The 26,413-nt window shown below is 68.4% G+C and carries 24 protein-coding genes, 2 tRNA genes and 2 pseudogenes; 13 read left to right on the top strand and 15 right to left on the bottom strand.

The window, feature by feature from the left end:
* Window positions 1-2 precede the first annotated feature (2 nt).
* The 5 genes from clpX to JOE53_RS06670 form a co-directional block, all read right to left on the bottom strand.
* On the bottom strand, window positions 3-1,271 hold the full coding sequence (gene clpX, locus JOE53_RS06650) for an ATP-dependent Clp protease ATP-binding subunit ClpX (RefSeq protein ID WP_061683225.1): 1,269 nt from the start codon (window positions 1,269-1,271) through the stop codon (window positions 3-5).
* 155 nt (window positions 1,272-1,426) lie between these two features.
* Entirely contained in the window at window positions 1,427-2,092 is a 666-nt protein-coding gene (locus JOE53_RS06655; RefSeq protein WP_016465112.1) for an ATP-dependent Clp protease proteolytic subunit, read from the bottom strand.
* An 11-nt stretch (window positions 2,093-2,103) separates the two neighbouring features.
* The gene (locus tag JOE53_RS06660) at window positions 2,104-2,688 is read right to left on the bottom strand and encodes an ATP-dependent Clp protease proteolytic subunit (protein WP_016465111.1); all 585 of its coding nucleotides are present in this window, start codon (window positions 2,686-2,688) and stop codon (window positions 2,104-2,106) included.
* A 172-nt stretch (window positions 2,689-2,860) separates the two neighbouring features.
* Window positions 2,861-4,354 carry a trigger factor gene (gene tig / locus JOE53_RS06665; protein WP_204947217.1) on the bottom strand — a complete coding sequence of 498 codons (1,494 nt, stop codon included), beginning with the start codon at window positions 4,352-4,354 and terminating at the stop codon, window positions 2,861-2,863.
* Window positions 4,355-4,425: 71 nt separating this feature from the next.
* Window positions 4,426-4,499 (bottom strand) — tRNA-Pro (locus JOE53_RS06670).
* A gap of 106 nt (window positions 4,500-4,605) precedes the next feature.
* Between JOE53_RS06670 and JOE53_RS06675 the strand changes: the two genes are divergently transcribed.
* Window positions 4,606-4,679 (top strand) — tRNA-Gly (locus JOE53_RS06675).
* Window positions 4,680-5,391: 712 nt separating this feature from the next.
* On the opposite strand, the gene JOE53_RS06680 is transcribed toward JOE53_RS06675, so the two are convergent.
* Window positions 5,392-5,931, bottom strand: a complete 540-nt coding sequence (locus JOE53_RS06680) for a gamma carbonic anhydrase family protein (protein ID WP_204947218.1) — start codon at window positions 5,929-5,931, stop codon at window positions 5,392-5,394.
* Between the two features lie 132 nt (window positions 5,932-6,063).
* On the opposite strand from JOE53_RS06680, the gene JOE53_RS06685 reads away from it, so the two are divergent.
* Window positions 6,064-6,549: a Dps family protein gene (locus JOE53_RS06685; protein ID WP_061683228.1), complete on the top strand. Its 486-nt coding sequence runs from the start codon at window positions 6,064-6,066 to the stop codon at window positions 6,547-6,549.
* Window positions 6,550-6,609: 60 nt separating this feature from the next.
* Here JOE53_RS06685 and JOE53_RS06690 read toward each other — a convergent pair whose 3' ends face one another.
* From JOE53_RS06690 to JOE53_RS06705, 4 genes are read right to left on the bottom strand one after another with little or no spacing between them, the layout of a single operon-like run.
* Window positions 6,610-8,106 (bottom strand): amidohydrolase, encoded by a 1,497-nt coding sequence (locus JOE53_RS06690; protein ID WP_233449854.1) that lies wholly within the window; start codon window positions 8,104-8,106, stop codon window positions 6,610-6,612.
* Between the two features lie 5 nt (window positions 8,107-8,111).
* Window positions 8,112-8,819, bottom strand: coding sequence for an FMN-binding negative transcriptional regulator (locus JOE53_RS06695; RefSeq protein ID WP_204947220.1), 708 nt, complete (start codon window positions 8,817-8,819; stop codon window positions 8,112-8,114).
* A 7-nt stretch (window positions 8,820-8,826) separates the two neighbouring features.
* Window positions 8,827-9,825 (bottom strand): Fpg/Nei family DNA glycosylase, encoded by a 999-nt coding sequence (locus JOE53_RS06700; protein ID WP_204947221.1) that lies wholly within the window; start codon window positions 9,823-9,825, stop codon window positions 8,827-8,829.
* Window positions 9,825-10,367: a ribose-5-phosphate isomerase gene (locus JOE53_RS06705; RefSeq protein WP_204947222.1), complete on the bottom strand. Its 543-nt coding sequence runs from the start codon at window positions 10,365-10,367 to the stop codon at window positions 9,825-9,827. The genes JOE53_RS06700 and JOE53_RS06705 overlap by 1 nt, the downstream gene beginning before the upstream one ends.
* Window positions 10,368-10,435: 68 nt before the next feature.
* Between JOE53_RS06705 and JOE53_RS06710 the strand changes: the two genes are divergently transcribed.
* The 10 genes and pseudogenes from JOE53_RS06710 to JOE53_RS06755 all read left to right on the top strand — a co-directional run bounded on the left by JOE53_RS06710 (window position 10,436) and on the right by JOE53_RS06755 (window position 21,482).
* Window positions 10,436-10,804, top strand: coding sequence for an ArsR/SmtB family transcription factor (locus JOE53_RS06710; RefSeq protein ID WP_204947223.1), 369 nt, complete (start codon window positions 10,436-10,438; stop codon window positions 10,802-10,804).
* On the top strand, window positions 10,801-12,447 hold the full coding sequence (locus JOE53_RS06715) for a SulP family inorganic anion transporter (protein WP_204947224.1): 1,647 nt from the start codon (window positions 10,801-10,803) through the stop codon (window positions 12,445-12,447). Before JOE53_RS06710 ends, JOE53_RS06715 begins: the two co-directional genes overlap by 4 nt.
* Window positions 12,448-12,521: 74 nt before the next feature.
* Window positions 12,522-15,068, top strand: coding sequence for an aminopeptidase N (pepN, locus tag JOE53_RS06720; RefSeq protein WP_204947225.1), 2,547 nt, complete (start codon window positions 12,522-12,524; stop codon window positions 15,066-15,068).
* Between the two features lie 110 nt (window positions 15,069-15,178).
* Window positions 15,179-16,090: an ABC transporter ATP-binding protein gene (locus tag JOE53_RS06725; RefSeq protein ID WP_204947226.1), complete on the top strand. Its 912-nt coding sequence runs from the start codon at window positions 15,179-15,181 to the stop codon at window positions 16,088-16,090.
* Window positions 16,087-16,902 (top strand): ABC transporter permease, encoded by an 816-nt coding sequence (locus tag JOE53_RS06730; protein ID WP_036285443.1) that lies wholly within the window; start codon window positions 16,087-16,089, stop codon window positions 16,900-16,902. The genes JOE53_RS06725 and JOE53_RS06730 overlap by 4 nt, the downstream gene beginning before the upstream one ends.
* Before the next feature lie 539 nt (window positions 16,903-17,441).
* A pseudogene (locus JOE53_RS14965) lies at window positions 17,442-17,606 on the top strand (histidine kinase); the annotation flags it as partial.
* Between the two features lie 29 nt (window positions 17,607-17,635).
* Window positions 17,636-18,168: pseudogene (locus JOE53_RS06740) on the top strand (response regulator transcription factor).
* Window positions 18,169-18,178: 10 nt separating this feature from the next.
* Window positions 18,179-19,324, top strand: coding sequence for a mechanosensitive ion channel family protein (locus tag JOE53_RS06745; protein WP_204947227.1), 1,146 nt, complete (start codon window positions 18,179-18,181; stop codon window positions 19,322-19,324).
* Window positions 19,321-19,779 (top strand): globin, encoded by a 459-nt coding sequence (locus tag JOE53_RS06750; protein ID WP_204947228.1) that lies wholly within the window; start codon window positions 19,321-19,323, stop codon window positions 19,777-19,779. The genes JOE53_RS06745 and JOE53_RS06750 overlap by 4 nt, the downstream gene beginning before the upstream one ends.
* A 41-nt stretch (window positions 19,780-19,820) precedes the next feature.
* On the top strand, window positions 19,821-21,482 hold the full coding sequence (locus JOE53_RS06755; RefSeq protein WP_204948186.1) for an FAD-binding dehydrogenase: 1,662 nt from the start codon (window positions 19,821-19,823) through the stop codon (window positions 21,480-21,482).
* Between the two features lie 34 nt (window positions 21,483-21,516).
* On the opposite strand, the gene JOE53_RS06760 is transcribed toward JOE53_RS06755, so the two are convergent.
* On the bottom strand, window positions 21,517-22,185 hold the full coding sequence (locus JOE53_RS06760; RefSeq protein ID WP_204947229.1) for a hypothetical protein: 669 nt from the start codon (window positions 22,183-22,185) through the stop codon (window positions 21,517-21,519).
* A 56-nt stretch (window positions 22,186-22,241) separates the two neighbouring features.
* Between JOE53_RS06760 and JOE53_RS06765 the strand changes: the two genes are divergently transcribed.
* The gene (locus JOE53_RS06765) at window positions 22,242-23,108 is read left to right on the top strand and encodes an acyl-CoA thioesterase (RefSeq protein WP_204947230.1); all 867 of its coding nucleotides are present in this window, start codon (window positions 22,242-22,244) and stop codon (window positions 23,106-23,108) included.
* Between the two features lie 22 nt (window positions 23,109-23,130).
* On the opposite strand, the gene JOE53_RS06770 is transcribed toward JOE53_RS06765, so the two are convergent.
* From JOE53_RS06770 to JOE53_RS06785, 4 genes are read right to left on the bottom strand one after another with little or no spacing between them, the layout of a single operon-like run.
* Window positions 23,131-23,604 (bottom strand): acyl-CoA thioesterase, encoded by a 474-nt coding sequence (locus JOE53_RS06770; protein WP_204947231.1) that lies wholly within the window; start codon window positions 23,602-23,604, stop codon window positions 23,131-23,133.
* The gene (gene ettA, locus JOE53_RS06775) at window positions 23,597-25,276 is read right to left on the bottom strand and encodes an energy-dependent translational throttle protein EttA (RefSeq protein WP_061683240.1); all 1,680 of its coding nucleotides are present in this window, start codon (window positions 25,274-25,276) and stop codon (window positions 23,597-23,599) included. The genes JOE53_RS06770 and ettA overlap by 8 nt, the downstream gene beginning before the upstream one ends.
* A 53-nt stretch (window positions 25,277-25,329) precedes the next feature.
* Window positions 25,330-25,821, bottom strand: a complete 492-nt coding sequence (locus tag JOE53_RS06780; protein WP_036316709.1) for a DUF6993 domain-containing protein — start codon at window positions 25,819-25,821, stop codon at window positions 25,330-25,332.
* 19 nt (window positions 25,822-25,840) lie between these two features.
* Entirely contained in the window at window positions 25,841-26,374 is a 534-nt protein-coding gene (locus JOE53_RS06785) for a single-stranded DNA-binding protein (RefSeq protein ID WP_204947232.1), read from the bottom strand.
* Window positions 26,375-26,413: the final 39 nt, after the last annotated feature.

Below are 26,413 nucleotides of genomic sequence, written 5' to 3' on the forward strand. Positions count from 1 at the left end.
CGTCAGGCGCTCTTGCGCTTGTGCTCCAGCACGAGGGTCGGCGGAGCTCCTTCGGTGACGGACGCCCGCGTCACGATGACCTTCGCGACGTCCTCGGTAGAGGGGATCTCGAACATGATCGGACCGAGAACGTCCTCGAGAATCGCGCGAAGTCCACGGGCACCGGTCTTGCGGGCGACGGCGAGGTCGGCGATCGCGCGCAGGGCGTCGTCCTCGAACTCCAGCTCTGCGCCGTCGAGTTCGAACATGCGCTGATACTGCTTCACGAACGCATTCTTCGGTCCGGTGAGGATCTCGATGAGTGCCGCCTGGTCGAGCGGCGCGACGGACGTCACCACGGGCAGGCGGCCGATGAACTCGGGGATCAGGCCGAACTTGTGGAGGTCTTCGGGCTGGACCTCGCCGAAGAGGTTGAGGTCCTCGGACTTGCGATGCAGTGGTGCACCAAAACCGATGCCGTGCTTGCCGACACGCGCGGAGATGATGTCCTCGAGGCCCGCGAAGGCGCCCGCGACGATGAACAGCACGTTGGTGGTGTCGATCTGGATGAACTCCTGGTGCGGGTGCTTGCGGCCGCCCTGCGGCGGCACGGAGGCGACCGTTCCCTCCAGGATCTTCAGCAGCGCCTGCTGGACGCCCTCTCCGGACACGTCGCGCGTGATCGACGGGTTCTCGGCCTTACGGGCGATCTTGTCGACCTCGTCGATGTAGATGATGCCGGTCTCGGCGCGCTTGACATCGAAATCGGCGGCCTGCAAGAGCTTCAGGAGGATGTTCTCGACGTCTTCGCCGACGTAGCCGGCCTCGGTCAGTGCGGTCGCATCCGCAACGGCGAAGGGCACGTTCAGTCGCTTGGCGAGCGTCTGGGCGAGATAGGTCTTCCCGCACCCGGTGGGGCCGAGCAGCAGGATGTTGCTCTTCGCGATCTCCACCTCGTCGGCGCGCTGCTCGGCCGACTGCAGGGTCCCGTGGGCGCGGACCCGCTTGTAATGGTTGTACACGGCCACGGCGAGAGCCCTCTTCGCCGGCTCCTGACCGACGACGTACTCCTCCAGGAAGGAGAAGATCTCGCGAGGCTTCGGGAGGTCGAAGTCGCTGACGACACCGTCGGCGGACTCCGCCATGCGCTCTTCGATGATCTCGTTGCAGAGTTCGACGCACTCGTCGCAGATGTACACGCCGGGGCCGGCGATCAACTGCTGCACCTGCTTCTGGCTCTTGCCGCAGAAGGAGCATTTGAACAGGTCGGCGCTCTCACCGATGCGAGCCATGATGCTCCTCCTCCAGAGACCTCTCAGGGATGCGCTTCGAGCCTAACCGCTGCGACCGACATCTCGCCGGATTGCGACACGGTTGTGAAACTCTGCGCACCTGACGAGGCCCCGCGGTCGAAGTGACGGCGGGGCCTGTGTCGGGTGGTGTCCGGTCAGGAGGTGAGCGCAGCCGGAACGCGCTTGCGCGAGGTCAGCACCTGGTCGACGACGCCGTACTCGAGCGCTTCGGAGGCCGAAAGGATCTTGTCGCGGTCGATGTCCTTGTGTACCTGCTCCTGCGTGCGGTTGGTGTGGCGCGCCATCGTCTCCTCCAGCCACGTGCGCATGCGCATGATCTCGGCGGCCTGGATCTCGATGTCCGATGCCTGACCGTGTCCCGACTCGCCGACGGCGGGCTGATGCATCAGGATGCGGGCATTGGGCAACGCCAGACGCTTGCCCGGGGCTCCGGCGGCGAGCAGCACGGACGCGGCAGAGGCCGCCTGGCCGAGCACGACCGTCTGGATCTCCGGAGACACGAACTGCATCGTGTCGTAGATGGCCGTCATCGCGGTGAAGGAGCCGCCCGGCGAGTTGATGTACATGATGATGTCGCGGTCGGGATCCTGCGACTCGAGCACGAGCAGCTGCGCCATGACGTCGTCCGCAGATGCGTCGTCGACCTGGACGCCGAGGAAGATGATCCGATCCTCGAACAGCTTGTTGTACGGGTCCTGGCGCTTGTAGCCGTAGGCGGTGCGCTCTTCGAACTGCGGCAGGATGTAGCGGCTGGAGGGCATCTGGAAGCCCTGCGGGATGCCGGCGGTGGGCATGTTCATTCTCGGTTCCTTCAGTTCTTGGTGCCGCCGCCGCCGATGACATCGGTGGCCGACTCGCGGATGTGGTCGACGAAGCCGTACGCCAGGGCCTCCTCGGCGGAGAACCAGCGATCCCGGTCGCCGTCGGCGTTGATCTGCTCCACGGACTTGCCGGTCTGGGCGGCAGTGATCTCCGCCAGGCGCTTCTTCATGTCGAGGATGAGCTGCGCCTGCGTCTGGATGTCGCTCGCCGTGCCGCCGAAACCGCCGTGCGGCTGGTGCAGCAGCACGCGCGCGTTGGGCGTGATGTAGCGCTTGCCCTTCGTGCCCGCGGTCAGCAGCAGCTGGCCCATCGACGCGGCCATGCCGATACCGACCGTGACGATGTCGTTCGGCACGAACTGCATGGTGTCGTAGATCGCCATGCCGGCGGTGATCGAGCCGCCGGGCGAGTTGATGTAGAGGTAGATGTCCTTCTCGCTGTCCTCGGCCGCGAGGAGCAGGATCTTGGCGCAGATCTCGTTCGCGTTCTCGTCGCGCACCTCCGACCCCAGCCAGATGATGCGGTCTCTCAGCAGCCTGTCGAAGACGCTCGTAGCGACAAGTGGTTCAGCCATGGATACTCCTGATTCCGGGTTTCCGTACGCCATTGAATCTATCTGGGCAGGCACGCCGCCTCGCCCGTGTTCGCCGTCGGCGGAGCCTCGTGTCGCAGGTGTCACGAGCGGGAACGACGAAGGGCCGGTTGCCGCAGCATCCGACCCTTCGTGGGGACGCGTCCCCGTGGACTTACTCCGCGTCGGCCTTCTTCGCCGGCGCCTTCTTGGCAGCGGGCTTCTTGGCGGCGGGCTTCTTCGCGGCCGGCTCCTCGGCGGCATCCGTGTCGGCCTTCTTGGCGGCGGGCTTGCGCGCCGGTGCCTTCTTGGCCGGCTTCGCCTCTGCGGCGGCAGCCTCGTCGGCGATCTCCTCCGCCTCCGCGACGACCTCGGCCTCGGCGTCGGCCTCATCCTCGACGACGAAGCCGGTCAGATCGACCGCCTTGCCGTTGGTGTCGACGACCGACACCTTGCCGAGGGCGATCGCGAGCGCCTTGTTGCGGGCGACCTCGCCGACCATGGCGGGCAGCTGCCCACCCTGCTGAAGAGCGTCGACGAACTCCTGGGGAGCCATACCGTACTGCGCGGCCGACTGGATGAGGTACTGCGTCAGCTCCTCCTGCGAGACCTGCACGTCGTGCGCCTCGGCAAGCTTGTCGAGGATCATCTGCGTGCGGAACTGCTTCTCGCTGGCCTCGGTGACCTCGGCACGGTGCTCGTCGTCCTCCAGGCGGCCCTCGCCCTCGAGGTGCGTGTGCACCTCGTCCTCGACCAGCTGCGCCGGCACCGGGATCTCGACCTTGGCGAGCAGCGCCTCGATGAGCTTGTCGCGCGCCGCAGCGCCCTGGAGGTACACCGACTGCTCCGAGACGCGCTCGGCGAGGCTCTCGCGCAGCTCTGCGATGGTGTCGAACTCGCTGGCCATCTGCGCGAAGTCGTCGTCGGCCTCGGGCAGCTCGCGCTCCTTGACGGCGGTGACGGTCACCGAGACCTCCGCCTCCTGGCCGGCGTGGTCGCCGCCGACGAGGGAGCTGCGGAACGTCGTGTCCTCACCGGCGGTGAGCGACTCGACGGCCTCGTCGATGCCCTCGAGCAGCTCGCCCGAGCCGACCTCGTACGACACGCCCTCTGCGCGGTCGATCTCCGCGCCGTCGATCGTTGCGACGAGGTTCAGCTCGACGAAGTCGCCCTTGGCTGCGGGACGGTCGACGGTCACCAGCGTGCCGAAACGGCCGCGCAGGCGGTCGAGCTCCGCATCGACGGCGGCCGCGTCGGTCTCGACGGCGTCGATCTCGACGGTGACGTCGTCGAGGGCCGGCAGATCGAACTCGGGACGCACGTCCACCTCGACCTCGACCTTGAGGTCACCGGAGAAGTCCTTGTCGCTGGGCCATTCGATGACCTCGGCCGACGGACGGCCGACGATGCGCACCTCGTTGGCGGTGACGGCTTCGCGGTAGAAGGCATCCAGTCCCTCGCTGACCGCGTGCTCGATGACGGCACCGCGGCCGACGCGCTGGTCGATGATCGGGGCGGGAACCTTGCCCTTGCGGAAACCGGGGATCTGGATGTCCTGGGCGATGTGCTCGTACGCGTGCGAGATGCTCGGCTTGAGCTCGTCCGGGGTGACCGTGATGTGCAGCTTGACCCGCGTGGGGCTGAGCTTCTCGACGGTGCTGGTGACCATGCCTGTGTTCTCCTCGTGTCCGGACGCACACGTGCGCGTCCGTGGTTTCTTAGGTCTGGGGGTCGTTCGTGTCGGGGCGACAGGATTTGAACCTGCGGCCTCCCGCTCCCAAAGCGGGCGCTCTACCAAGCTGAGCTACGCCCCGGGCGCGCACTCACCTTTTCAGGTCGCGTGCGCCGAATAACGGCCGTTGGTCAGTCTAGCCGACAAGACCTTGTAGACTCTTCGGGATGCCGCTCGCAAGCGGCCTCGGGGATGTAGCTCAATGGTAGAGCCTCAGTCTTCCAAACTGATGGTGCGGGTTCGATTCCCGTCATCCCCTCCACATGACTGATCCGGAGCACTGGCCCTTCTCGACGCCAGCGGCCCGACCCGGTCAGCACCGCGGGATCCACGAACGATCGACGCCGCAGCGATGTCGGAGTAGTCGACCAGGATCGATGCGCGCTCGCGAGGCGAGCACGCCGTGAGGTAGAGACGTTGACCCTCGACATACCGTCGCTGACTGGTGTGCAGGGGATCCGGCGAGGAGCCGTCGCGGAGGGCGAGCCGCCGCACTGACTCCGTGGCCGGGACGTCGAGAAAGACAGTCGTATCCCAGACGTCGCGCAGCTCGTCACGGTGGAGGAAGATTCCGTCGGTGATCACCGTTGCGCCGGCGATCACCGGAAGCCGAGGAGCGGACACAAGCGCGTCGCTGTCGACGTCGTGGACCGCGGCTAGATAGGTGCCCGTCCCCGAGCGGAACGGCACGACGACCTCACGCCAAAAGGCAGCGTAGTCGTAGGAATCGAGCCAGAAGCCTTCGGGTGAGTCGCGACCACGCGCGTGTCGCGCTGCGCGTGGCCGATGGAACCCATCGATGGAGATCCTTACGACCGCTCTCGCCGGTCGCATGATCTCCGCGAGGTTGTCCGCGAGCGTGGTCTTGCCGGCGCCGTCCACACCGTCGATGGCGATGAAGGTGCACGCCGTGCCCGGGGCCGGAGCCGGCAGCAACCGCGCCAACTCCTCGACGAAACTCGAACGCGGCAACATCAGCGCCCGTCGGATGCCGTCGCGTGCGCGGTCGAGTGCGCCCGGTAAATCTGGGCGTTGCGGAGGATCCCCGCCTTCTCCTCGTTGGTGAGCTCGCGGCGGACTTTGGCGGGCACGCCGGCAACCAGCGACCCCTCCGGGATGACGGACCCTTCGAGCACGACGGCTCCCCCGGCGATCAGGCACCCCGAACCGATGACCGCACCCGACAGCACCACGCTGCCCATGCCGATCAGCGAGCCATCGCCGATCGTGCACCCGTGCACCACGGCGTTGTGACCCACCGACACATCCCGCCCGATGACCACGGGGTGCTCGGCATCCACGTGCACCGAGACGTTGTCCTGCAGGTTGCTTCCGGCTCCCAGCGTGATCGAAGCACTGTCGCCGCGGACGACGGCGTTGTACCAGACGCTTGCGCCCTCTTCGAGGGTGACGTCGCCGACCAGGCGTGCGCCGGAGGCGACGAACGCGGTCGCGTGTACGACCGGCCGACCGGCCGGGATGGACAGGATCGAGGCGTCTTCGGCGATCGTCATTTGGCCGACGATAGTCGCGGCGGCATATTCACGGCCCATCCGTAAGCCCAGCCTTTTCTACCTTGCGGAATGCAGGGCGCTCGGTAGCGTTGTCATCAACGTGGGAGAACCCCGACGAACGGAGACGAGATCATGACCAAGACGCAGAACATTTCCACGACCGCTGCCGGCCCCGAGGCGGCCGCCGGCACCGCCCAGTTCCTGACGCCCGTCGTGCTCGGACTGCAGGCCCTGGCCGTCAACGGCAAGCAGGCGCACTGGAACGTGCGCGGCGCGAACTTCATCGCGATCCACGAGCTCCTCGACCAGGTCGTCAGCAACGCTCAGGGCTTCGCCGACCTCGCAGCGGAGCGCATCGTCGCCCTCGGTCTGCCGGTCGACGCGCGTGTGTCCACGGTCGCCGAGAAGACCGGAGCGACCTCGGTGCCGGCTGGCTTCGCGCAGTGGCAGGACGAGATCGTCGCCATCGTCTCGGACATGGATGCCGTCATCTCCGACGTGCAGGCCGCGATCGACGGACTCGACGAGACCGACCTCACCAGCCAGGACGTCGCGATCGCCATCAAGGCCGGCCTCGAGAAGGACCGCTGGTTCCTCTCGGCCCACCTCGCCGCGTAATCACAGCTCGACACGAACGCCCCGGAACGAGATCCCGGGGCGTTCGTTGTTCGTCGGGGCTCATGACACGTGCGTGAGACGGCCCTCGATCGTGGTCGCCCGGGCGACAGTCGCGCGCAGGCTTGCCTCATCGGCGCTCAGCGGGTCGCGGTCGACCACGACGAGATCGGCCACGTCGCCGGGGAACAGGGCCGAGCCGGTGTGCGATCCGCCGTCGGTGGAGGCGGCGAGGGCGGTCGCGGCATCCACGCCCTCTTCGGGGCGCCAGGCCGGGCGCCCGTCGCGGGTCCGGAACACGGCGGCAGCCATCGCTGCCCACGGATCCAGCGGGGCGACAGGCGCATCGGATCCGAAGAAGAGGTTGGCGCCGGATGCCGCCAGCGAACGCAGCGCGTACGGGATGCCGGTCTGCGTCGCCCAGATCGTGTCGGTCATGTCGCGGTCATCGATCGCGTGCTCCGGCTGCACGCTGGCACCGACGCCGAGGCGCGCGAAGCGGGGGATGTCGACGTGGGCGACCAGCTGTGCGTGCTCGATGGTGCCGGTCGCACCGGTGGTCGCGAAGGCGTCGAGCGCGTGCGAATTCGCGACGTCGCCGATGGCGTGCACGGCGCACGCCAGCCCTCCCCCTGTGGCGCGGGTCATCAGCTCCGCGAGCGTTTCCGGGGGCACGGTGAGCAGCCCGTGGTTGTGGGGGTCGCCGGGATAGGGGTGCGAGCATGCTGCCGTGCGGGTGCCGAGCGAGCCGTCGGTGATGATCTTCAGCGGCCCGACGCGGACGAGCCCCGCCCGATCCAGCGCGTCGCCCGACGCCAGCCTCTCCGCCAGGGCGCGGTCGAGCTGCGCCGGATAGATGCCGAAGCGGACGCGGGCGGCGTCGAACCCGGCATCCAGGCGGCGGCGCCACGCATCCGCATTCCACGCCATGTCGAGATCGACGATGCCCACGATCCCGCGCGCAGCGGCGTCGTCGAGTGCCGCCGTCACCAGCCGGTCGCCGACGCGAGGATCGGCGGCGTTCAGTCGACGGGAGATCTCGAACGCGGGTTCTTCCCGCAGCACACCGGTCTCATCGGCCGTGAAGCCCTCGCGTCGCAACGCCGCGGTGTTGAGCCACACGCTGTGCACGTCGGCGTTGATCAGGTACGTGGGCACATCGCCGGTCGCCGCGTCGAGAGCCGCGACGGTCATCTCGTCGGGCCACAGCGCATCGCGAAAGCCGGTGCCGATACGTCGACCGTCGCCGAGCGGCGCCGCACCGGCCATCTGAGCGGCGGCCTCTGCGGCCGATCTGACTCCGCCCAGCGCCACGCGCTGCGCGACGAGCGCCCACTGGACGGTGTGCACGTGGTGGTCCCAGAGCCCCGGGATCACCCAGCCGCCATCCGCGTCGAGCACCTCGCCGCGTCGGGGAAGGGCGCGCACCGGGGCGATGTCGACGATCCGCCCCTGGGCGAGGTGGATGTCGACCGGGTCGTCACCGAACGGGTCGAGCCGGTCGGCACCGGTGAGGCGGGCGTTGGCGATGACGTCGACGGTCGCGCCTCGCGGCGGCATCCCGTTCACAACTCCTCCTCAGGACGCGTCGACGGCGCAGGTGAGGCCTCTCCCGGCCCGTTCAGGCGGACTTGTGCACCACGCGCGGCCCGGAGCGTCTCGTGCGCGCGGCGCATCTCCCCCGCCAGCCGTGGATCGGCGTAGGGACTGCCGGCTTCCAACTGTTCGACGATCTCGTCAACGGTCTCGTCTGGTCGGTTCTGACTCAGCTTGCGCTTGGCCACCACCTTCGTGGGCGTCAGGCGGAAGCCGACCGTGCCCCGTTCCAGTCGGCGGATGAAGTCTTCGTCGTTGGGCGGCTGCCACATCGGCCGCGGCTGGGGCAGTGCGCTCTCGAAGCGTGCCACCAGCCGCTCCAACACACGGAGATTCTCGTCCGGGGTGAGGATCTCGGGGATGCCGGACAGGTGCACGGCAACGTAGTTCCAGGTCGGGACGTTCGGCCCCGGCAGGTACCACTGCGGCGAGATGTACCCGTGCGGCCCCTGGGCGATCACCAGCAGCTCGTGCTGTCCCAGACCGTGGATCGCATCGTCCGGCTTGCCGACGTGACCGACGACCGTGAGGTCGTCGTGGTCGTCCAGGAGCACGGCGTAATGCGAGGCGACCAGACCGTCAGGGCCGTGGCTCACGAGCGTCATCCAGGGGTTCTCGTCGAGGATGCGACACAGCTCCGCGACGTCGGTCACGGTGAAGCTCGGGTTCTGTCTCATCGATGCCTCACTTCTGGCAGTTCGGGCACCAGTAGAGCTTTCGGGCGGCCATCTCCTCGAGCACGATCTCGGTGCCGCAGACGCGACAGGGCAGCCCGGCGCGGTGGTACACCCAGTGCCGATCATCGCGACTCGCCATCGCGCGCCGGTAGGCCTCGGGATCGAGGTCGTCCATGGTCATCATCTGACCCGTCTCGACTCCGATCACGAGCAGGCGCGTCCAATCGCGCCAGAGCTGTCGGACGAGCTCTTCGGGAACCATCTTTCCGGGCGTGTGCGGGTCGAGCAGTGCGCGGTACAGCAGCTCGGCGCGGTAGACGTTGCCGATGCCGCTGACGACGGACTGGTCCATGAGCAGAAGGCCGATCGGCGTCGCCTTGCGGCGGACGGCCGCGACGAAGCGCTCCTCCCCCTCGGCGAGATCATCGACCAGAGGGTCGGGTCCGAGTTTCGCGATCGTCGCCTGCACGTCGTCCGGCGTCTGCAGCTCGCAGGCGGTGGGGCCGCGCAGATCCGCAGACGTGACGGCGGTGAGCAGTCGCAGCCGCACCTGGCCGACGACCGGTGGCGGCCACTCGGTGTCGTCGGCGCCTTCCAGGCCGCGCGTCTGCTCACTCATCCGCACATGCACGCGGGTCTTGCGCGGCGCGCCGATCGAGCTCAGGGAGTTCTCGCCCGCGGCGTCGTAGACGGCGTCCAGATCGGTCCCGCGCTGATTGGTCTGGCCCATGCGCCCGTTGGCCGAGGCGATCGTGGGATCGATCTCGATTTCGCCCGCGAAGTCCCACGCGCCGTACATGCCGAGGTGCACCCGGAGCCAGACGTCTCCGTCGAAGGCGAGGAACATCTGCTTGCCGACAGCGCGCACCTCGATCGCTTCGCGGCCGTCGATGACCGCGGCGCCCTCGGCGAAGCGGCCCTGCGGACTGGATGCCGAGATCTCTCGTCCGACGAAGTTCCGATCGAACTGGCGCGCGATGCGGTGTACGGAGTGACCTTCGGGCATCAGCCGGCTTCGGGATCCATCGCGTCGACGGACTCGCCACCGGCCGGCGCCGGCGTCCCCGCCCGCGGGTCGGGAACCAGAGTGCCGTCCGTCTCGAATGCGGCGAGCTGGGCGATGCGGCGCGCGTGGCGCTCCTCGCCCGAGAACGGTGTCGCGATGAAGCGGTCGATGAAGGCGATCGCCTCATCGACGGTGTGCTGACGGGCGCCGATGGAGATCACGTTGGCATCGTTGTGCTCCCGAGCCAGTTCGGCCGTGGCGATGCTCCACACGAGCGCCGCCCGGACACCGTGCACCTTGTTGGCGGCGATCTGCTCGCCGTTACCCGATCCGCCGAACACGACGCCCAGCGTCTCGATCCCTGCGGCTTGGTCGCGCACGACGGCCTGGGCGGCACGGATGCAGAACGCGGGATAGTCGTCCAGCGGGTCGTACTCGATCGGCCCATGGTCCACGACGTCGTGGCCCTGTCCCGCGAGGTGGTGCTGCAGCTGCGTGGAGAACTCGAGACCCGCATGATCGGTGGCGATGTGGATGCGCATGCCCCCATCCTAGGGAGCCCCCGGGGCGCCTGCGGCGGCGCGCGAAGAGACGATATGATGGCTTTATCATGCCATTCACTCAGAGCCAGCGCCCCCTCTACGAGGTCAAGGCGAACCTGTTCAAGGGGCTGGCGCATCCCCTCCGCATCCGTCTTCTCGAACTGCTCGCAGGGGCTGAGGAGGTCCGCGTCGCGGACCTCCAGTCCGAAACGGGCCTGGAGGCTTCGCATCTGTCCCAGCACCTCGCCGTGCTGCGCCGTCACCGACTCGTCGAGTCCGAGCGTCGCGCCAGCCACGTCTACTACCGGTTGGCCGATCCCCGCGTCGCGGACCTGCTGACCGCGGCTCGTGAGCTGCTTCTCGGCATCCTGAGCGCGGATGGCGAGCTTCTCGTCGATGCGCAGTCCCTGCCCGCACTGCCTGCGGCGCGCTCGTGAACGTCCGGATCCGCAACCTGCTGCCCTCGCGTCGGGACTACGCGGGGCTGCGGCGCACGTGGCGCGGTGACCTCGTCGCCGGCGTGACCGTCGGCATCGTCGCGCTCCCGCTGGCGCTGGGTTTCGGTGTGAGCTCGGGTCTCAGCGCGGAGGCGGGCCTGGTGACGGCCGTCGTGGCCGGCGTGATCGCCGCGGTCTTCGGCGGCTCGCACGTGCAGGTGTCCGGGCCCACCGGGGCGATGGTCGTCGTCCTGGTTCCGATCGTGGCCGGCCACGGCCCGGGCGCCGTCGTGGTGGTGACGCTCCTGGCGGGCGTCCTGGTGGTCCTTGCCGGCGTGCTCCGGCTGGGGCGCGCCGTCTCCTTCATCCCGTGGCCCGTCATCGAGGGGTTCACGCTCGGCATCGCGGTGATCATCTTCGCCCAGCAGATCCCCGCGCTCGTGTCGTCCCACGTCGCCGGTGCGAGCGAGCACAGCTCCAACGCGATCGTCGCGGCCGTGCAGGCCTTCGCCACTCTCGACCCTGCGTATGCCGCGTGGGCGCTGGGAGCAGTGGCCGTCGTCACGGCATGTATGTGGGGTGCGCCCCGGCTGCACCGCAGTGTGCCCGGGTCTCTGGTCGGCATCGTCGTCGTCGCCGTCGCGGCCCTCGTCGTCGGCGCCCCGTTGGCCCGGATCGGTGCCCTCCCCGGCACACTGCCCGCTCCCGCGCCGCCGGCGCTCGACCTCTCCAGCCTCGCGGCCCTGACGGCCCCGGCTGCGACGGTCGCAGCGCTGGCCGCCATCGAGTCGCTCCTGTCGGCGCGCGTCGCCGCGAGCTTGGGTGACACGGGGACCTATGACCCGGATCGGGAGCTGATCGGGCAGGGGCTCGCATCGATCGGTTCGTCCCTGTTCGGCGGGATGCCGGCGACCGGCGCGATCGCACGGACCGCCGTCAACGTGCGATCGGGTGGGCGCAGTCGCCTGGCCGCGGTGACGCATGCCGTCGTTCTGCTGCTGGTCGTGCTCGTGGCCGCCGGCCCCGTCGGGCAGATCCCGCTGGCAGCCCTCGCGGGCGTGCTCATGGTCACGGCCGTCCGGATGGTGCATCTCGACACCGTCCGCGCCATCCTGCGTTCCACGCGGGCGGATGCCGTGGCCTTCGTCGCCACGGCGGTCATCACCGTCTCGTTCGATCTGATCGTCGCGGTCGTGATCGGCGTCGCCTTCGCGGGCTTCTTCGCGCTGCGCGGCATGTCGCAGGCGTCGCAGGTGCGGCGCGAAGACGTGCGCGGACAGACGCAACCGGGCGACGACCGTATCGCGATCCTGCGCTTCGACGGGCCACTGTCGTTCACGTCCGCCGATCGGGTGTCGGCCGAAGTCGACGCGGTTCGCGGCGTCTCGGTCGTCATCATGCGGATGAGTCAGCTGGAACTGGTCGATGCGACGGGGGCGCACATGCTCGGCGAGATCACGCAGACGCTGGAGCGCCGCGGCATCACCGTGCTCATCAAGGGCGTGCAGCCCCGACACGAGGATCTGTTCCGCACGGTGGGCGTGCTCGCCGCTCTGCGCCACCACAACCACCTGTTCACCGACCTCCCCTCCGCCATCGCACACGCCCGCAGCCACGTGCAGCGTGAAACGACGACCGCGTAGGCTGGATGGGTTGCCGTCGGCGCCAGCAGTGCCGGATGGTTCAGACCCCACCCCTCACCCACGGGAGTACCGCAGTGCCTGGAGAGAACCTCACCCGCATCGAGGCGCAGGAGCGCCGCGCGATCGTCGACACGCAGTCGTATGACATCGCGCTCGACCTCACTCGTGGCCCGGAGGTGTTCGGCTCACGCACGGTCGTGCGCTTCGGCGCCACCGAAGGTGCGTCGACGTTCATCGACCTGATCGCCCGCGACGTCCGCGAGATCACCCTGAACGGTGACGCCGTGGAGGTGTCCGCCTTCGCCGACTCCCGCATCGCCCTGGAGGGTCTGCGCGCCCAGAACGAGCTGATCGTCGACGCCGACTGCCTGTACACCAACACCGGCGAGGGCCTGCACCGCTTCGTCGACCCGGTCGACGGCGAGGTCTACCTCTACTCGCAGTTCGAGGTTCCCGACTCCCGTCGCGTGTTCGCCGTGTTCGAGCAGCCCGACCTGAAGGCGACGTTCCGCTTCACCGTGACGGCGCCCGCCGCCTGGAAGGTGATCTCCAACTCCCCCACGCCCGAGCCGCTGGCCGGCGATGGTGGCGCCGCGATCTGGGCGTTCGAGCCCACCCCGCGGATCTCGTCCTACATCACCGCCATCGTCGCCGGCCCGTACGAAGCGACCTTCAGCGAGCTGACCAGCGCCTCGGGCGCCGTCATCCCGCTCGGTGTCTACGGCCGAAAGAGCCTCTGGCAGCACCTGGATGCCGAGTACATCTTCGACAAGACGCGTGAGGGGTTCGCGTACTACGAGGAGAAGTTCGGCGTCCCCTATCCCTTCGCCAAGTATGACCAGCTCTTCGTCCCCGAGTTCAACGCCGGCGCGATGGAGAACGCCGGGGCCGTGACGTTCACCGAGACGTACGTCTTCCGCAGCAAGGTGACCGACGCCGTCAAGGAGCGCCGCGTCGTCACGATCCTGCACGAGCTGGCGCACATGTGGTTCGGCGACCTGGTGACCATGAAGTGGTGGAACGACCTCTGGCTCAACGAGTCCTTCGCCGAGTGGGCGTCGACGATCGCCACCGCGGAGGCGACCGAGTGGACCGAGGCGTGGACGACCTTCAACGCGATGGAGAAGACCTGGGCGTACCGCCAGGACCAGCTGCCCTCCACGCACCCGGTCGTCGCCACGATCAACGACCTCGAAGACGTGCAGGTCAACTTCGACGGCATCACCTACGCCAAGGGTGGCTCCGTGCTGAAGCAGCTGGCGGCGTGGGTGGGCATCGACGCCTTCTTCGCCGGCGTCGGTCAGTACTTCCAGAAGCACGCGTTCGGCAACACCGAGCTGTCCGACCTGCTGGTCGAGCTGGAGGCCACGAGCGGCCGCGACCTGTCCGGCTGGTCGCAGAAGTGGCTCGAGACCGCGGGCGTCAACACGCTTGCGCCGGAGCTTCGCGTAAGCGATGACGGCGTCATCTCGCGGTTCGCCATCGTGCAGACCGCGCCTGCCGATTACCCGACGATCCGACCGCACCGCCTCGGCGTCGGCTTCTACGCGCTCGAGGGTGGGGCGCTCGTGCGCACACGCCACATCGAACTCGACGTCGATGGCGACCTCACGGAGGTGCCGAAACTCGTCGGTGAGCGCCAACCCGACCTCATCCTCCTGAACGACGAGGACCTCGCCTACGCGAAGATCCGTCTCGACCCGCGCTCGCTGACCACCGCGATCGACCACCTCGCCGGTATCAGCGATCCGCTGGCGCGCTCGCTCGTGTGGGGTGCGGCCTGGGATCAGACACGGGATGCCGAGGCGTCGGCATCCGATTACATCGATCTGGTCCTGCGCAACATCGGCGCCGAAACCGAGTCCACGACGGTGCGCACCACCCTCGCGCAGCTGCAGCTCGCGGCGAACGCGTACGTCGCCCCCGACAAGCGTGAGGTTGCGCGGGTGCGCGTCGCCGACGGCCTGTGGGCGCTGGCTCAGGGCGCCGAGGCGGGCAGCGACAGCCAGCTCCAGTTCGTCACGGCCTTCGCCTCCGCAGCGGCGACGGCCACACAGTGGGAGACGGTGCGCGCTCTGCGCGACGGTGAGCTGACGTTGCCTGAACTCGAGATCGACGCCGACCTCTCGTGGGCGCTGCTGGTGTCGTTGGCAGCCGGCGGGGTCGTCTCGTCCGAGCAGATCGATGCGGCGCTGGCCGCGGACAACACGGCGAAGGGCGGAGAGTTCGCGGCTCAGGCGAAAGCGGCCCTGCCCACGGTCGAGGCCAAGCGTGCGGCCTGGGCGTCGCTCGTCGACAGCGCCGACCTGCCGAACACCGTCGTGCGCTCCGCCGCTCTCGGATTCGTGCACCCCGCCGGCATCGCGGCGCTGGAATCGTTCGTCCAGCCGTACTTCGACATGCTGCTGCCGGTCTGGGAGTCGCGGACCTACCAGATCGCGAACTACCTCATCACGGGGCTGTATCCCGCGCCGCTCGCCTCCCTGGCATTGCGCGACGCGACCCGTCAGTGGCTCGCCTCGCACACCGAGGCCCCGGCGGCCCTCCGCCGGCTCGTGAACGAGAACCTCGCGGGCGTCGAGCGCGCCCTCGCTGTGCAGGAGCGCGACGCCGACAGCTGATCGCGTCCCGCCACGCTCAGCCGCGCATCCTCCGTCCGGACGAGGGTGCGCGGCTGATCTCATCCTCTCGCAGGATGTGGTGCCGACCTGGGTCGCCGTAGCGTCGAAGCATGATTGTTGCTGAGAACCTCACGAAGAGATACGGAAGCACCACCGCCGTCGACGACGTCTCGTTCACGGTGCGACCCGGGCAGGTGACCGGCTTTCTCGGCCCCAATGGCGCCGGAAAGTCGACGACCATGCGCATGATCGTCGGGCTCGACGCCCCGTCGGCGGGCCGCGTGAGCGTCGGTGGGCACGGGTACACGCAGAGTCGTTCACCGCTCACGGAGGTCGGCGTGCTGCTCGATGCGAAAGCCGTGCACACGGGGCGTTCGGCCCGTGGGCACCTGCGTGCCATGGCGGCGACCCACGGCATCGCGAACACGCGCGTCGACGAGGTCATCGCCCTCACCGGTCTCGAGGCTGTCGCGGGCAAGCGCGCAGGGAAGTTCTCCCTCGGCATGGGGCAGCGACTCGGCATCGCGGCGGCGCTTCTCGGCGACCCGCAGACGCTGATTCTCGACGAGCCGGTCAACGGCCTCGACCCCGAAGGCGTGCGGTGGGTGCGTCAGCTCGTGCGTCATCTGGCGGGAGAAGGCCGCACCGTGCTGTTGTCGAGCCACCTGATGAGTGAGATGTCGCAGACCGCCGACCACGTGATCGTCCTCGGTCGCGGACGCGTGATCGCCGACGCGCCCCTTCCCGATTTGGTGCGGGCATGGACGCGCAATGAGGTGCTCGTCCGCACCCCGCGCGCATCCGATCTCGCCGGAGCGCTCGGCTCGCCGGACGTCACGGTGACCGATGCCGGCGACGGAGGCCTGCTCGTCGCGGGCGTCAGCGCTCGCGCGATCGGCGATCTCGCCGCTGAGCGTGGCATCCCCCTGCACGAGCTCACACCACGAACCGGTTCGCTCGAAGAGGCCTACATGGCGCTCACCGAAGGCGCCGTCCAGTACAAGACGAAGGAGATCGCATGACCACCGCGACCGCCCCGACGGCATCGTCCGCTGCGCAGACACGTGCCGCGGCCTCGCCCTACCACCTCACGTTCGCCCGCGTCGTTCGCAGCGAGTGGCTCAAACTGCTGTCGCTGCGCTCGACCTGGTGGTCGCTCGCGATCACCGTCGCGCTCTCGGTGGGCATCTCGTTGCTGATGGCCTCGGCCCTGCGTGACTTCGACGCGGGGTTCGCGCCGGTGATGGTCATCGTCATGCCGATGCAGTTCACGATGCTCGTCGCCGGCATCCTGGGAGCGATCGCCATCACCGGGGAGTACTCCACGGGGATGATCCGCTCGACTCTGACGGCAGAGCCGCGTCGTGGCGCCGTGCTGATCGCGAAGGCCCTCGTCGTGGCGGTCGTCCTGGCCCTGACGACCGCGGTGACCTACGCGATCGCCGTGCTGACGACGGCACCGATCCTCAAGACGGCGATCGACTGGTCGGATCCCACGCTGTCCTGGTTCCCGCTGCTGGCGGGTGTGTTCGCCATGGCGATGTTCGCCCTGATCGGTCTCGGCTTCGGCTTCATCGTGCGCAACGGTGCCGGCGCGATCGCGGCGACCGTGGGCGTGCTGTTCGTCCTGCCGATCGTCCTCAGCATGTTCTCCTTCGCCGGCGAGGGCTGGAAGTGGATCGTGGATGCCAGCGCCTATCTGCCGGTGTCGGGGGCGCAGTCCGCGACCACCGCCGGTGGCGAGGACGTGCTGCGAGGCGTGGCGACCCTCGCGGCATGGCCTGCCGCGCTGCTTCTCGGAGCCTGGGCGAGCCTGCGCGGTCGGGACGCCTGAGCTGGAGGAGATGACGGCTTCCGCGTCCACCCGGCGTGATCCGCCGCTTCTGGGCGCGCCATCCTCGCCTGACCGACGTCATCGTCGCTCTTCTCACCGCCCTGGTGACGTTTCCCGCCCCAGGACGGGACGATTTCGCCGGCGACGCGCGGCTGTGGACGGGGGTGCGTCCCATCGTCGTCGTCGTGCTCACCCTCGCGTGCGTGGCGATGCTCTGGCGTCGCCGTCTCCCACTGGTGCCGTTTTCGCTCGCGGCGGTCGGCGCCGTTCTCGCCGTGTCATCCGGTGCGGGTGTGGGGGCGGCGACGACGGCCGTCGCCGTCTACGCCGTCGCCGTGTACGCGGGGCCCTCGGCCGCGTGGATCGCGTCGGGAATCGTCGTCGGTGGGGCGGCGATGGCCGCGGGCACCGCCGTCCTGCTCGGGGCGTTGCCGTGGTCGACGGCGGTCAACGGGTGCGCCGCTCTTGCGGTGGGCCTCCTGCTCGGGTGCCTCGTGGGCGTGAACATCGGCAACCGCGCCCGTTACGTCGAGGCGCTGATGGAGACTTCCGGTCAGCTGTGGGCCGAACGCTCGCAGCACGCGGAGCACGCCGCCGCTGCCGAGCGTGCGCGCATCGCTCGCGAGATGCACGATGTCGTGGCGCACTCGCTCACGGTGATGGTCGCGTTGGCCGAGGGCGCCACGGCCACGGAGGATGCGGCGCGCGCCCGTGCGGCGACGGGCCCGACCCGATTCGTGTCGTCATCGCCGAGACGACCAGCAGCTCATCCGGCTGGGTTTCGGCCTGGTACTGGACGCCGAGGCGGACATCGCCGGGGTGGGCGAGGCGGTCGACGGCGCCGATGCCGTCGCGATGTGCACAGCGCTCTGACCGCACGTCGTGCTGATGGATGTTCGCATGCCGCGACTCGATGGTGTGGCGGCGACGGCGCGTGTCGTCGCCGAGGCGCCGGAGACGCGGGTGCTGGTGCTCACGACGTTTGACCTCGACGAGTACGCTTTCGGCGCTCTGGATGCCGGGGCCAGCGGCGAGCTCACGCCTCGGGAGAAGGACGTGTTCTTCGCGCTGGCGCGCGGGCTGACGAACGCCGAGATCGCGCGCGAGCTGTTTCTCAGCGAGACGACCGTGAAGACCCACGTCGGTCGCGTGCTTGCCGAGCTGGGTGCGCGAGATCGCATTCAGGCCGTCATCATCGCCCATTGGGGTGGGTGGGCCGATGACTCCCCCGCGGGTTCCCAGAACGGACAGAGCCGGCCTCGTTAGGATCGAGGAGATGCGGTACTTCTCTGACTCCGGCGGCGGAGCGACGGCCCCCGTGATCGACCCCGGGGTGTGGACGGCGATCCTCACCTGGCTGGGCGAGGCCGGGGTGAACCTCCTCACGATCGCGGGCATCATCGTCGGTGCCTTCATCGCCTCGTGGGTGCTGCGCCTGGTCATCCGGAGGATCGTCAACCGGATCGTCTCCGGCGCCAAGAGCAAGGCGAACGTCGATGACACGCAGGCGTTGGAGCGCTCACCGCTGGCCGCCATGCGGCTCGTGCAGCGCACCCGCACGCTCGGGTCGATCCTGCAGAACATCGTCAACGTCGCGATCGTCACCATCGCCATCCTGCTGACCTTCAACGTGCTCGCTCCCAGCGCGCTCGGCTCCTTCGCGCTGCTGTCGGCGGCGATCGGCGCCGGCCTCGGCTTCGGTGCGCAGAACATCGTCAAGGATGTGCTCAACGGCATCTTCATCGTCGCCGAGGATCAGGTCGGCATCGGCGACGTCGTCGATCTGGGTCTGGCCACCGGCATCGTGGAGTACGTCAGCGTCCGCATCACGCACGTCCGGGACGTCAACGGGACACTCTGGTACGTACGCAACGGCGAGATCACCCGCATCGGCAACATGTCCCAGGGATGGTCTCGTGTGATCATCGACCTCGCTCTGCCGGTCGACGTCGAGATCGATCAGGTCGAGAAGACCATGCTCGCCACGGCGAAGAACCTCGCGAAGGATCCGAAGTGGCGCACCCGCGTGATCGAGCAGCCCGAGGTGTGGGGCCTGGAGTCGATCACGGGGGACGCGCTCGTCATCCGTCTCGTCATGAAGACGCGTGCCAACGCGAAGGACGATGTCGCCCGGGAACTGAGGATGCGTCTGAAGCGGGCGATGGACGAAATGGGCGTCACCCTTCCGTCGATGAACACGGTCATGCTGGCCGGCCTCGAGGGCGCCCAGCGCGTGCGCGGCGCCAACCCGCCGCGCACGCGGCCGACACCCGTCGCGACGGCGGACGGCAAGGGCATCTGGAAGCCCAAGCGCGGCGGAAAGGAGGCCCCCGCGTCGATGGCCTCCGGCGGGGCGGATGCCGCGACGTCCCCGGACGGCTCGACGACGACACCGAAGAAGACGGATGAGGAGAGTTCGTGAGCGACGACGCGGAGACGTTCTATGCGCAGGTCGGCGGGCACGAGACCTTCGTGCGGCTCGTGAATGCCTTCTACCGCGGCGTGGCCGCCGACGACGTGCTCAAACCGATGTATCCCGAGGACGACCTGGGCCCCGCCGCCGAACGGCTCACCCTCTTCCTCGAGCAGTACTGGGGCGGACCGACGACGTACAGCGAACGACGCGGGCATCCACGTCTGCGCATGCGGCACATGCCTTTCCACGTCAATCCGGACGCGCGGGATCGATGGTTGACGCACATGCGCCGTGCCGTCGACGAGCTTGAGCTGTCTCCGCTGCACGAAGCCACACTCTGGGACTACCTCCAGCGCGCCGCGCATGCCATGGTGAACACATTCGAGCCGAGTGGGATCGGTCCCGAACGGACCCCCACGGCATCCTCGCTACCGCTTCATCCCTCGGATCCGACGAGCTGACGCTCCCCCTCCGGCACGGGACCACGACGAAGGAGTCGACGATCGCAAAGTCACAGCATCACGAGGCGGACGTGCTCGTGATCGGGTGGGGCCTTGCCGGGCTCGTGGCCGCGACGGAAGCGGCCGCCGCCGGGCGGCGCGTGATCATCGTCGACCAGGAACCACGCGCCAACCTCGGCGGCCAGGCGTTCTGGTCGTTCGGCGGCCTGTTCTTCGTCGATTCTCCGGAGCAGCGACGGCTCGGAATCTCCGACTCCCTCGAGCTTGCCCGTCAGGACTGGTTCGCCACGGCGCAGTTCGACCGCGACGATGATCATTGGCCGCGCCAGTGGGCCGAGGCCTACCTCGACTTCGCGAGCGGAGAGAACCGGGCCTGGTTGAGGGAGAAGGGGGTCGGCTTCTTCCCCGTCGTCGGGTGGGCGGAGCGCGGTGGATACAACGCGACGGGCCCGGGAAACTCTGTGCCGCGCTTCCACATCACCTGGGGAACGGGCCCAGGACTGGTCGCGCCGTTCCAGGCATCCGTGGAGGCCGCGGAAGCGACCGGGCGCATCACGATCCTCCCGCGTCACCGCGTCACGGCACTGAGGACCCACGCGGGGGGTGTGACGGGCGCGCACGGCGACGTGCTCGCCCCCTCAGCGGCCGCGCGAGGAGAGCAGACGTCGCGGGACGTCGTCGGCTCGTTCGAGATCCTCGCGGCCGCCACGATCGTGTCCTCCGGCGGCATTGGCGGCAACCACGATCTCGTCCGCGCACAGTGGCCGGCGCGATTGGGCACGCCGCCGACGCGGATGATCACGGGCGTCCCCGCGTACGTCGACGGGTCCATGCAGCCCGTCGCGCGGGCGGCCGGGGCGCACCTGATCAATGGGGACCGCATGTGGCACTACGTCGAGGGCATCCAGAACTGGAGTCCGATCTGGCCGAACCACGGCATCCGGATTCTCCCGGGCCCGTCGTCGGTGTGGCTCGAGGCGACGGGTGCGCGCCTCCCGGTGCCGTTGTACCCCGGGTTCGACACGCTCGGCACACTGGCGCACCTGCGGCGCACGGGACATGACCATTCCTGGTTCGTGCTGTCGCAGAAGATCATCGAAAAGGAGTTCACGCTCTCCGGAAGCGAGCAGAATCCCGATCTCACCGGGAAAGACGTGCGTCTGCTGCTGCGTTCGCGACTCGGCAAGTCAGCCGCAGGTCCCGTCAAAGCCTTCATGGACCGGGGAGCGGATTTCGTCGTCCGCAGGTCGTTGGACGAGTTGATCGAGGGCATGCGGGCTCTTCCCGGTGGCGAGGTGCTCGATCCGGAGCTCGTGCGCCGCGAGATCGAGGCGCGCGACCGCGAGATCGCCAACGACTTCACGAAGGATGCGCAGATCGCGATGCTCAGATCCGCACGCGCGTTCCGCGGCGACCGCCTCATCCGCACCGCGGCACCTCACCGGATTCTCGACCCGGCGAACGGACCGCTGATCGCCGTCAAGCTCCACGTCCTCACGCGGAAGTCTCTCGGGGGCATCAAGACAGACCTGTCGGCACGGGCGTTGGACGAACGGGGCTCCGTGATCCCGGGGCTGTTCGCCGCCGGTGAGGCGGCGGGCTTCGGCGGCGGCGGTGTGCACGGCTACCGGGCTCTGGAGGGCACCTTCGTCGGCGGATGCCTCTTCTCCGGTCGCATCGCGGGACGGGCGGCAGTCGGTTAGTGTGCCATCGCCGCGGGGCGGGTCAGATCACGTTTCAGGCGACGCCCGTCGCCCGAACCTCCGTCAGCCCCGTGTGCACGCGCGTCCGTGTCAGCACGTGCCCGCGTTGCAGAGTGATCCGCGTCCACGGGCCGCTGCGCCGAACCGCGGCCGTCTCGCCACCGGCGATGAAGCCCAGAGCGAAGGCGGCGAACGCCACCCCACGGGGCAGCTGGCCCAGCTCCCCGTCGGCCTCCCCCCAGACCTGGGCGCGCACGAGCCGGACCACGTCTTCGCCGGCGGCCTCGGGGACCGCTTCGGCCACGGCCGCGATGCCCCATTGCGCGCGCGAGACGAGTGTGGCGGCCTCGATGCTGCTCTCCTCCACCCAGCCGCCCCGCGGCGGAGACACTCCCGCCCACGGTGCCGTGACGGCGGAGTCGGGGAGAACAACCGCGCGCGGGTCGTCGCCGATCGTGAGTGACGCGGCATCCACGACGAGATCGCACTCGAGTTCGGGGTCGACGCGCACGAACCGCATCCCCAGCACGGTCGGGGTGGATTCCAGCAGGCTCTGGGGTGCGAGCGGCGCCGACGTCAGCGCGAGTGTCCCCCCTGCGGCGCGCAGGCGCACGGCGCCGTCACCGAGTCTCGCAGCGCGGTCGGCGAAAGTGAGGACGTCCGACGTCGTCGAAGGGTCGGGGAACCACAGCTGTGCAGACATCCGACTTAAACTATCAAGCGGTACGGATCACGGACGGAGAGCGTGTGGAAGCAGGGATGCGCGGCGAGACCGATCCGGTCGCCGAAATGCTGGACGTCCTGGATATCTCCTCCGGTGACGCCCGGACCACCGAGGACATCTTCACCGGGATCTCCCACCCGATGCCGACGGGCCGCATCTTCGGGGGCCAGGTGCTGGCCCAGGCCATCATCGCCGCGGACAGGACGACCGGCGACGATCGCGTGCCCCATTCGATGCACGGGTACTTCCTGCGCCCCGGCGACGCGACGCGGGGAGTCACCCTGTCGGTCGATCGCATCCACGACGGCCGCTCCTTCTCCACGCGCCGCACGCAGGTCTACCAGGACGGGGTGCCGATCTTCTCGATGATCGGCTCCTTCGAACACGAGGATGCCGGGTTGGACCACCAGAGCCGCATGCCGGAGGACGTCCTCGGTCCCGAAGAGGCGCTCGCGCGATGGGAGACGACGCGGCGGCATCCGCTGTCGCAGCGTCTTCTGGATCGCAACCCGATCGAGGTCGTGCATGCCGAGGGAGCGATCTACGACGCGGTGCATGGCGAGCACGTTCCCGCCCAGAACGTCTGGATGCGGGCGAAGCGGCCTATCGGGAGCGATCCCGCGCTGCATCGCGCCGTCTTGGCCTATATGAGCGATCTGACCATCCAGGAGCCGGTGCTGCGCGGTCATGGGATCGCCTGGTCGCAGCCCGGGCTGAAGGTCGCCAGCCTCGATCACGCGATGTGGTGGCACCGGCCCGTGCGCGTCGACGAGTGGCTGCTGTACGTGCAGAACTCGCCCAGCGCGCGCGCAGGGCGCGGGCTCTCTTCGGGTCGGATCTTCACGCGCGAGGGCGAACTCGTCGCTTCGGTCGGGCAGGAGATCATGGTCCGCGTCCCCTGACACCGGCTGACTCGTCGGGCTGTCAGTGCCGCCGGAACGACACCGGGTCACCGAGGTAGGGAGCCCACGCGTCACGCATCGTGTCGGTGAGTCGCACCGGTCGGAAGGTGTCTGCTTCGACGAGCACGACGGATGAGGATGCCTTCGCATACAGCGTCTGACGCTCGTCGCCGCGCGGGCTGTAGACCTCGTAGCAGACCTCGATGCTCGATCCTCCGAGCTTTCCGAACCACATCTGGATGTCGAGCGGCTCGCGCCGGTACGGCACCGGCGCGAGGTACTCGATCTCCTGATGAGCGATGAGCGTCAGCACACCGGCATCCGTACCCGCCTCGATCACCGCCGTGTCGGGTGCTTCGTCGCCGAAGACCGGCGTCCAGAACACCCGCACACGCGCTTCTTCGAGCAGCTTCAGCATCGTCGCGTTGTTGACGTGGTTGAAGGCGTCGAGGTCGCCCCATCGCAGGTGGATGGGGACGTGCAGTCGCTCAGTCACGGGTGAGCTTGCGGTGGGTCGAGCGGTGCGGGTTGGCCGCGTCCGGGCCGAGGCGCTCGATCTTGTTGGCCTCGTACGCCTCGAAGTTGCCCTCGAACCAGTACCACTTGTCGGGGTGCTCGTCGGTGCCCTCGTAGGCGAGGATGTGGGTCGCGATGCGGTCGAGGAACCACCGGTCGTGGGTGATCACCACCGCGCAGCCCGGGAACTCCAGGAGGGCGTTCTCGAGCGAGCTCAGCGTCTCGACATCGAGGTCGTTGGTGGGCTCGTCGAGCAGGAGCAGGTTGCCGCCCTCCTTCAGGGTGAGCGCCAGGTTGAGACGGTTGCGCTCACCGCCGGAGAGCACCCCCGCCTTCTTCTGCTGGTCCGGGCCCTTGAAGCCGAACTTCGACACATAGGCACGCGAGGGGATCTCGGTCTTGCCGACCGTGATGATGTCGAGGCCGTCCGAGACGACCTCCCACAGCGTCTTGTTCGGGTCGATGTTGGCGCGGCTCTGGTCGACGTAGCTGATCTTGACCGTCTCGCCGACCTTGAGATCGCCGCCGTCGAGCGGCTCGAGGCCCACGATCGTCTTGAAGAGCGTCGTCTTTCCGACGCCGTTGGGGCCGATGACACCCACGATGCCGTTCGGGGGCAGGCTGAAGCTCAGCCCGTCGATGAGGGAGCGATCGCCGAAGCCCTTCTGGAGCTTCTTGGCTTCGATGACGACGCTGCCCAATCGGGGACCTGCCGGGATCTGGATCTCTTCGAAATCGAGCTTGCGCGTACGCTCCGCCTCGGACGCCATCTCTTCGTATCGGGCGAGACGAGCCTTCGACTTCGTCTGACGCCCCTTCGCCGAGGAACGGACCCAGTCGAGCTCGTCCTTGAGGCGCTTGGCGAGCTTCGCGTCCTTCTTGCCCTGGATGTCGAGGCGCTCGGCCTTCTTCTCCAGATAGGTCGAATAGTTGCCCTCGTAGCCGATGAGCCGGCCGCGGTCGACCTCGGCGATCCACTCCGCGACATTGTCGAGGAAGTACCGGTCGTGGGTGATGGCGATGACCGCGCCCTTGTACGACTGCAGGTGCTGTTCGAGCCAGAGAACGCTCTCCGCGTCCAGGTGGTTGGTGGGCTCGTCCAGCAGCAGCAGGTCGGGCTTCTGCAGCAGCAGCTTCGCCAGTGCCACCCGGCGGCGCTCGCCTCCGGAGAGCTTGGTCACCGGCTCGTCCGCGGGCGGGGTGCGCAGCGCGTCCATGGCCTGCTCGAGCTGCGAGTCGAGGTCCCAGCCGTCGGCCGCGTCGATCTCTTCCTGCAGCACGCCCATCTCGGCCAGCAGGGAATCGAAATCTGCGTCCGGGTCGGCCATCAGCGCCGAGATCTCGTTGAAGCGGTCGACCTTGGCCTTGATCGCCACGCCCTCCTGGATGTTCTCCAGGACCGTCTTGGTCTCGTCGAGCTCGGGCTCCTGCATCAGGATGCCGACAGTGAAGCCCGGCGTCAGCTTGGCCTCACCGTTGGACGGCGCGTCCAGACCGGCCATGATCTTCAGGATCGTCGACTTGCCGGCGCCGTTGGGGCCGACCATGCCGATCTTGGCCCCGGGGAGGAACGCCATCGTGACGTCGTCGAGGATGAGCTTCTCGCCCACCGCTTTGCGGGCACGGACCATGGAGTAGATGTATTCGGCCATAACGGGCCAAGTCTACGCGGCCGTGGTGACCTCCACGGCGTGCGGGCGGCTGGTCACCAGTCGATCGGGCGTGTCTGTCCGACCAGGCACGTGCCCTCCGGCACGAGCGGAAGCACGCGCGCCTGCGGGCCGGGTACCGACGGGCCGACCTGTCCGACCAGGCACTCGCCCTTCCACTTGACGGAGAACTGGATCGAGTCGGCCTGATTTCCGACCGTCGTCAGATCCTGCGTGACTTCCATAGCCGACTTGTCGAAGCCGCCCGCAGTGAGCGCGTCGATGTATGCCCGCCCCTGCGCCGCCTGTGGACCGGACGCCACCGCGTCGACGATCGACGTGAAGTAGGGCAGATTCTGGGTGGCAGAGCCGTTCGGCATCAGCGCTGGTCCCGTCGGAGTCGGTGTGGGTGTCGCCGTGGGCGTGAGGGACACCGACAGTGTGGGTGTCGGGGTGGGGGCTGCGGTGGTGCAGCCGCTGAGCATGAGGACCACGCCGACGCATGCGGCGAGGGAGAAAGGGACCGCACGCTGACCGACGTTTCGCACGTCACGAGTCTAGGCGGCGTCAGAACGGGGTTGTGTCCTCGCCCGCTGTGGCCCACCCGCTGGCACTGACGAGGGCGACATCCGGTTCTTCGGGTGAGGAGGCCGCGTCGCTGGAAGCATCCGTGCTCTGTGGAATGTCGGAGGGGCCGTCGCCGGGCACGGCCCACCCCGTGCTTTGCGCCACAGTCGCGGACGCCGACGGTGTGGTTCCCTTCTGGAAGCTCGTGGTGCCGAACATGAGGTCATGGCCGAGTCCTTCGGCGTCGATCTCGGCGGAGGATCCGCTCTTTCCTCCCGACTCCCATTGCTTGACGCGGAACCGTCCGGTGACGATGACCCGCTGCCCCTTCTCCAACGATGCCAGGGCGTGATCGGCCAGCTTCCTGTATGCCGAAACCCAGTACCAATTGGTGTGACTGTCGACCCACTGACCGTTCTCGAGGCGTCGTTCGCTGCTCGCGAGTCGAAAACTGATGGCGGGGATGCCGCCCGGCAGTTCCCGACGCTCGGGCTGGGACGCGACGTTGCCGATGACGGTGATGCGATCGCTCATGATGACTCTCCTTGTCTTCGATGCCCGGACGATCCGGCT

The organism is Microbacterium laevaniformans (genome assembly GCF_016907555.1).
GTDB classification, from domain to species: domain Bacteria; phylum Actinomycetota; class Actinomycetes; order Actinomycetales; family Microbacteriaceae; genus Microbacterium; species Microbacterium laevaniformans.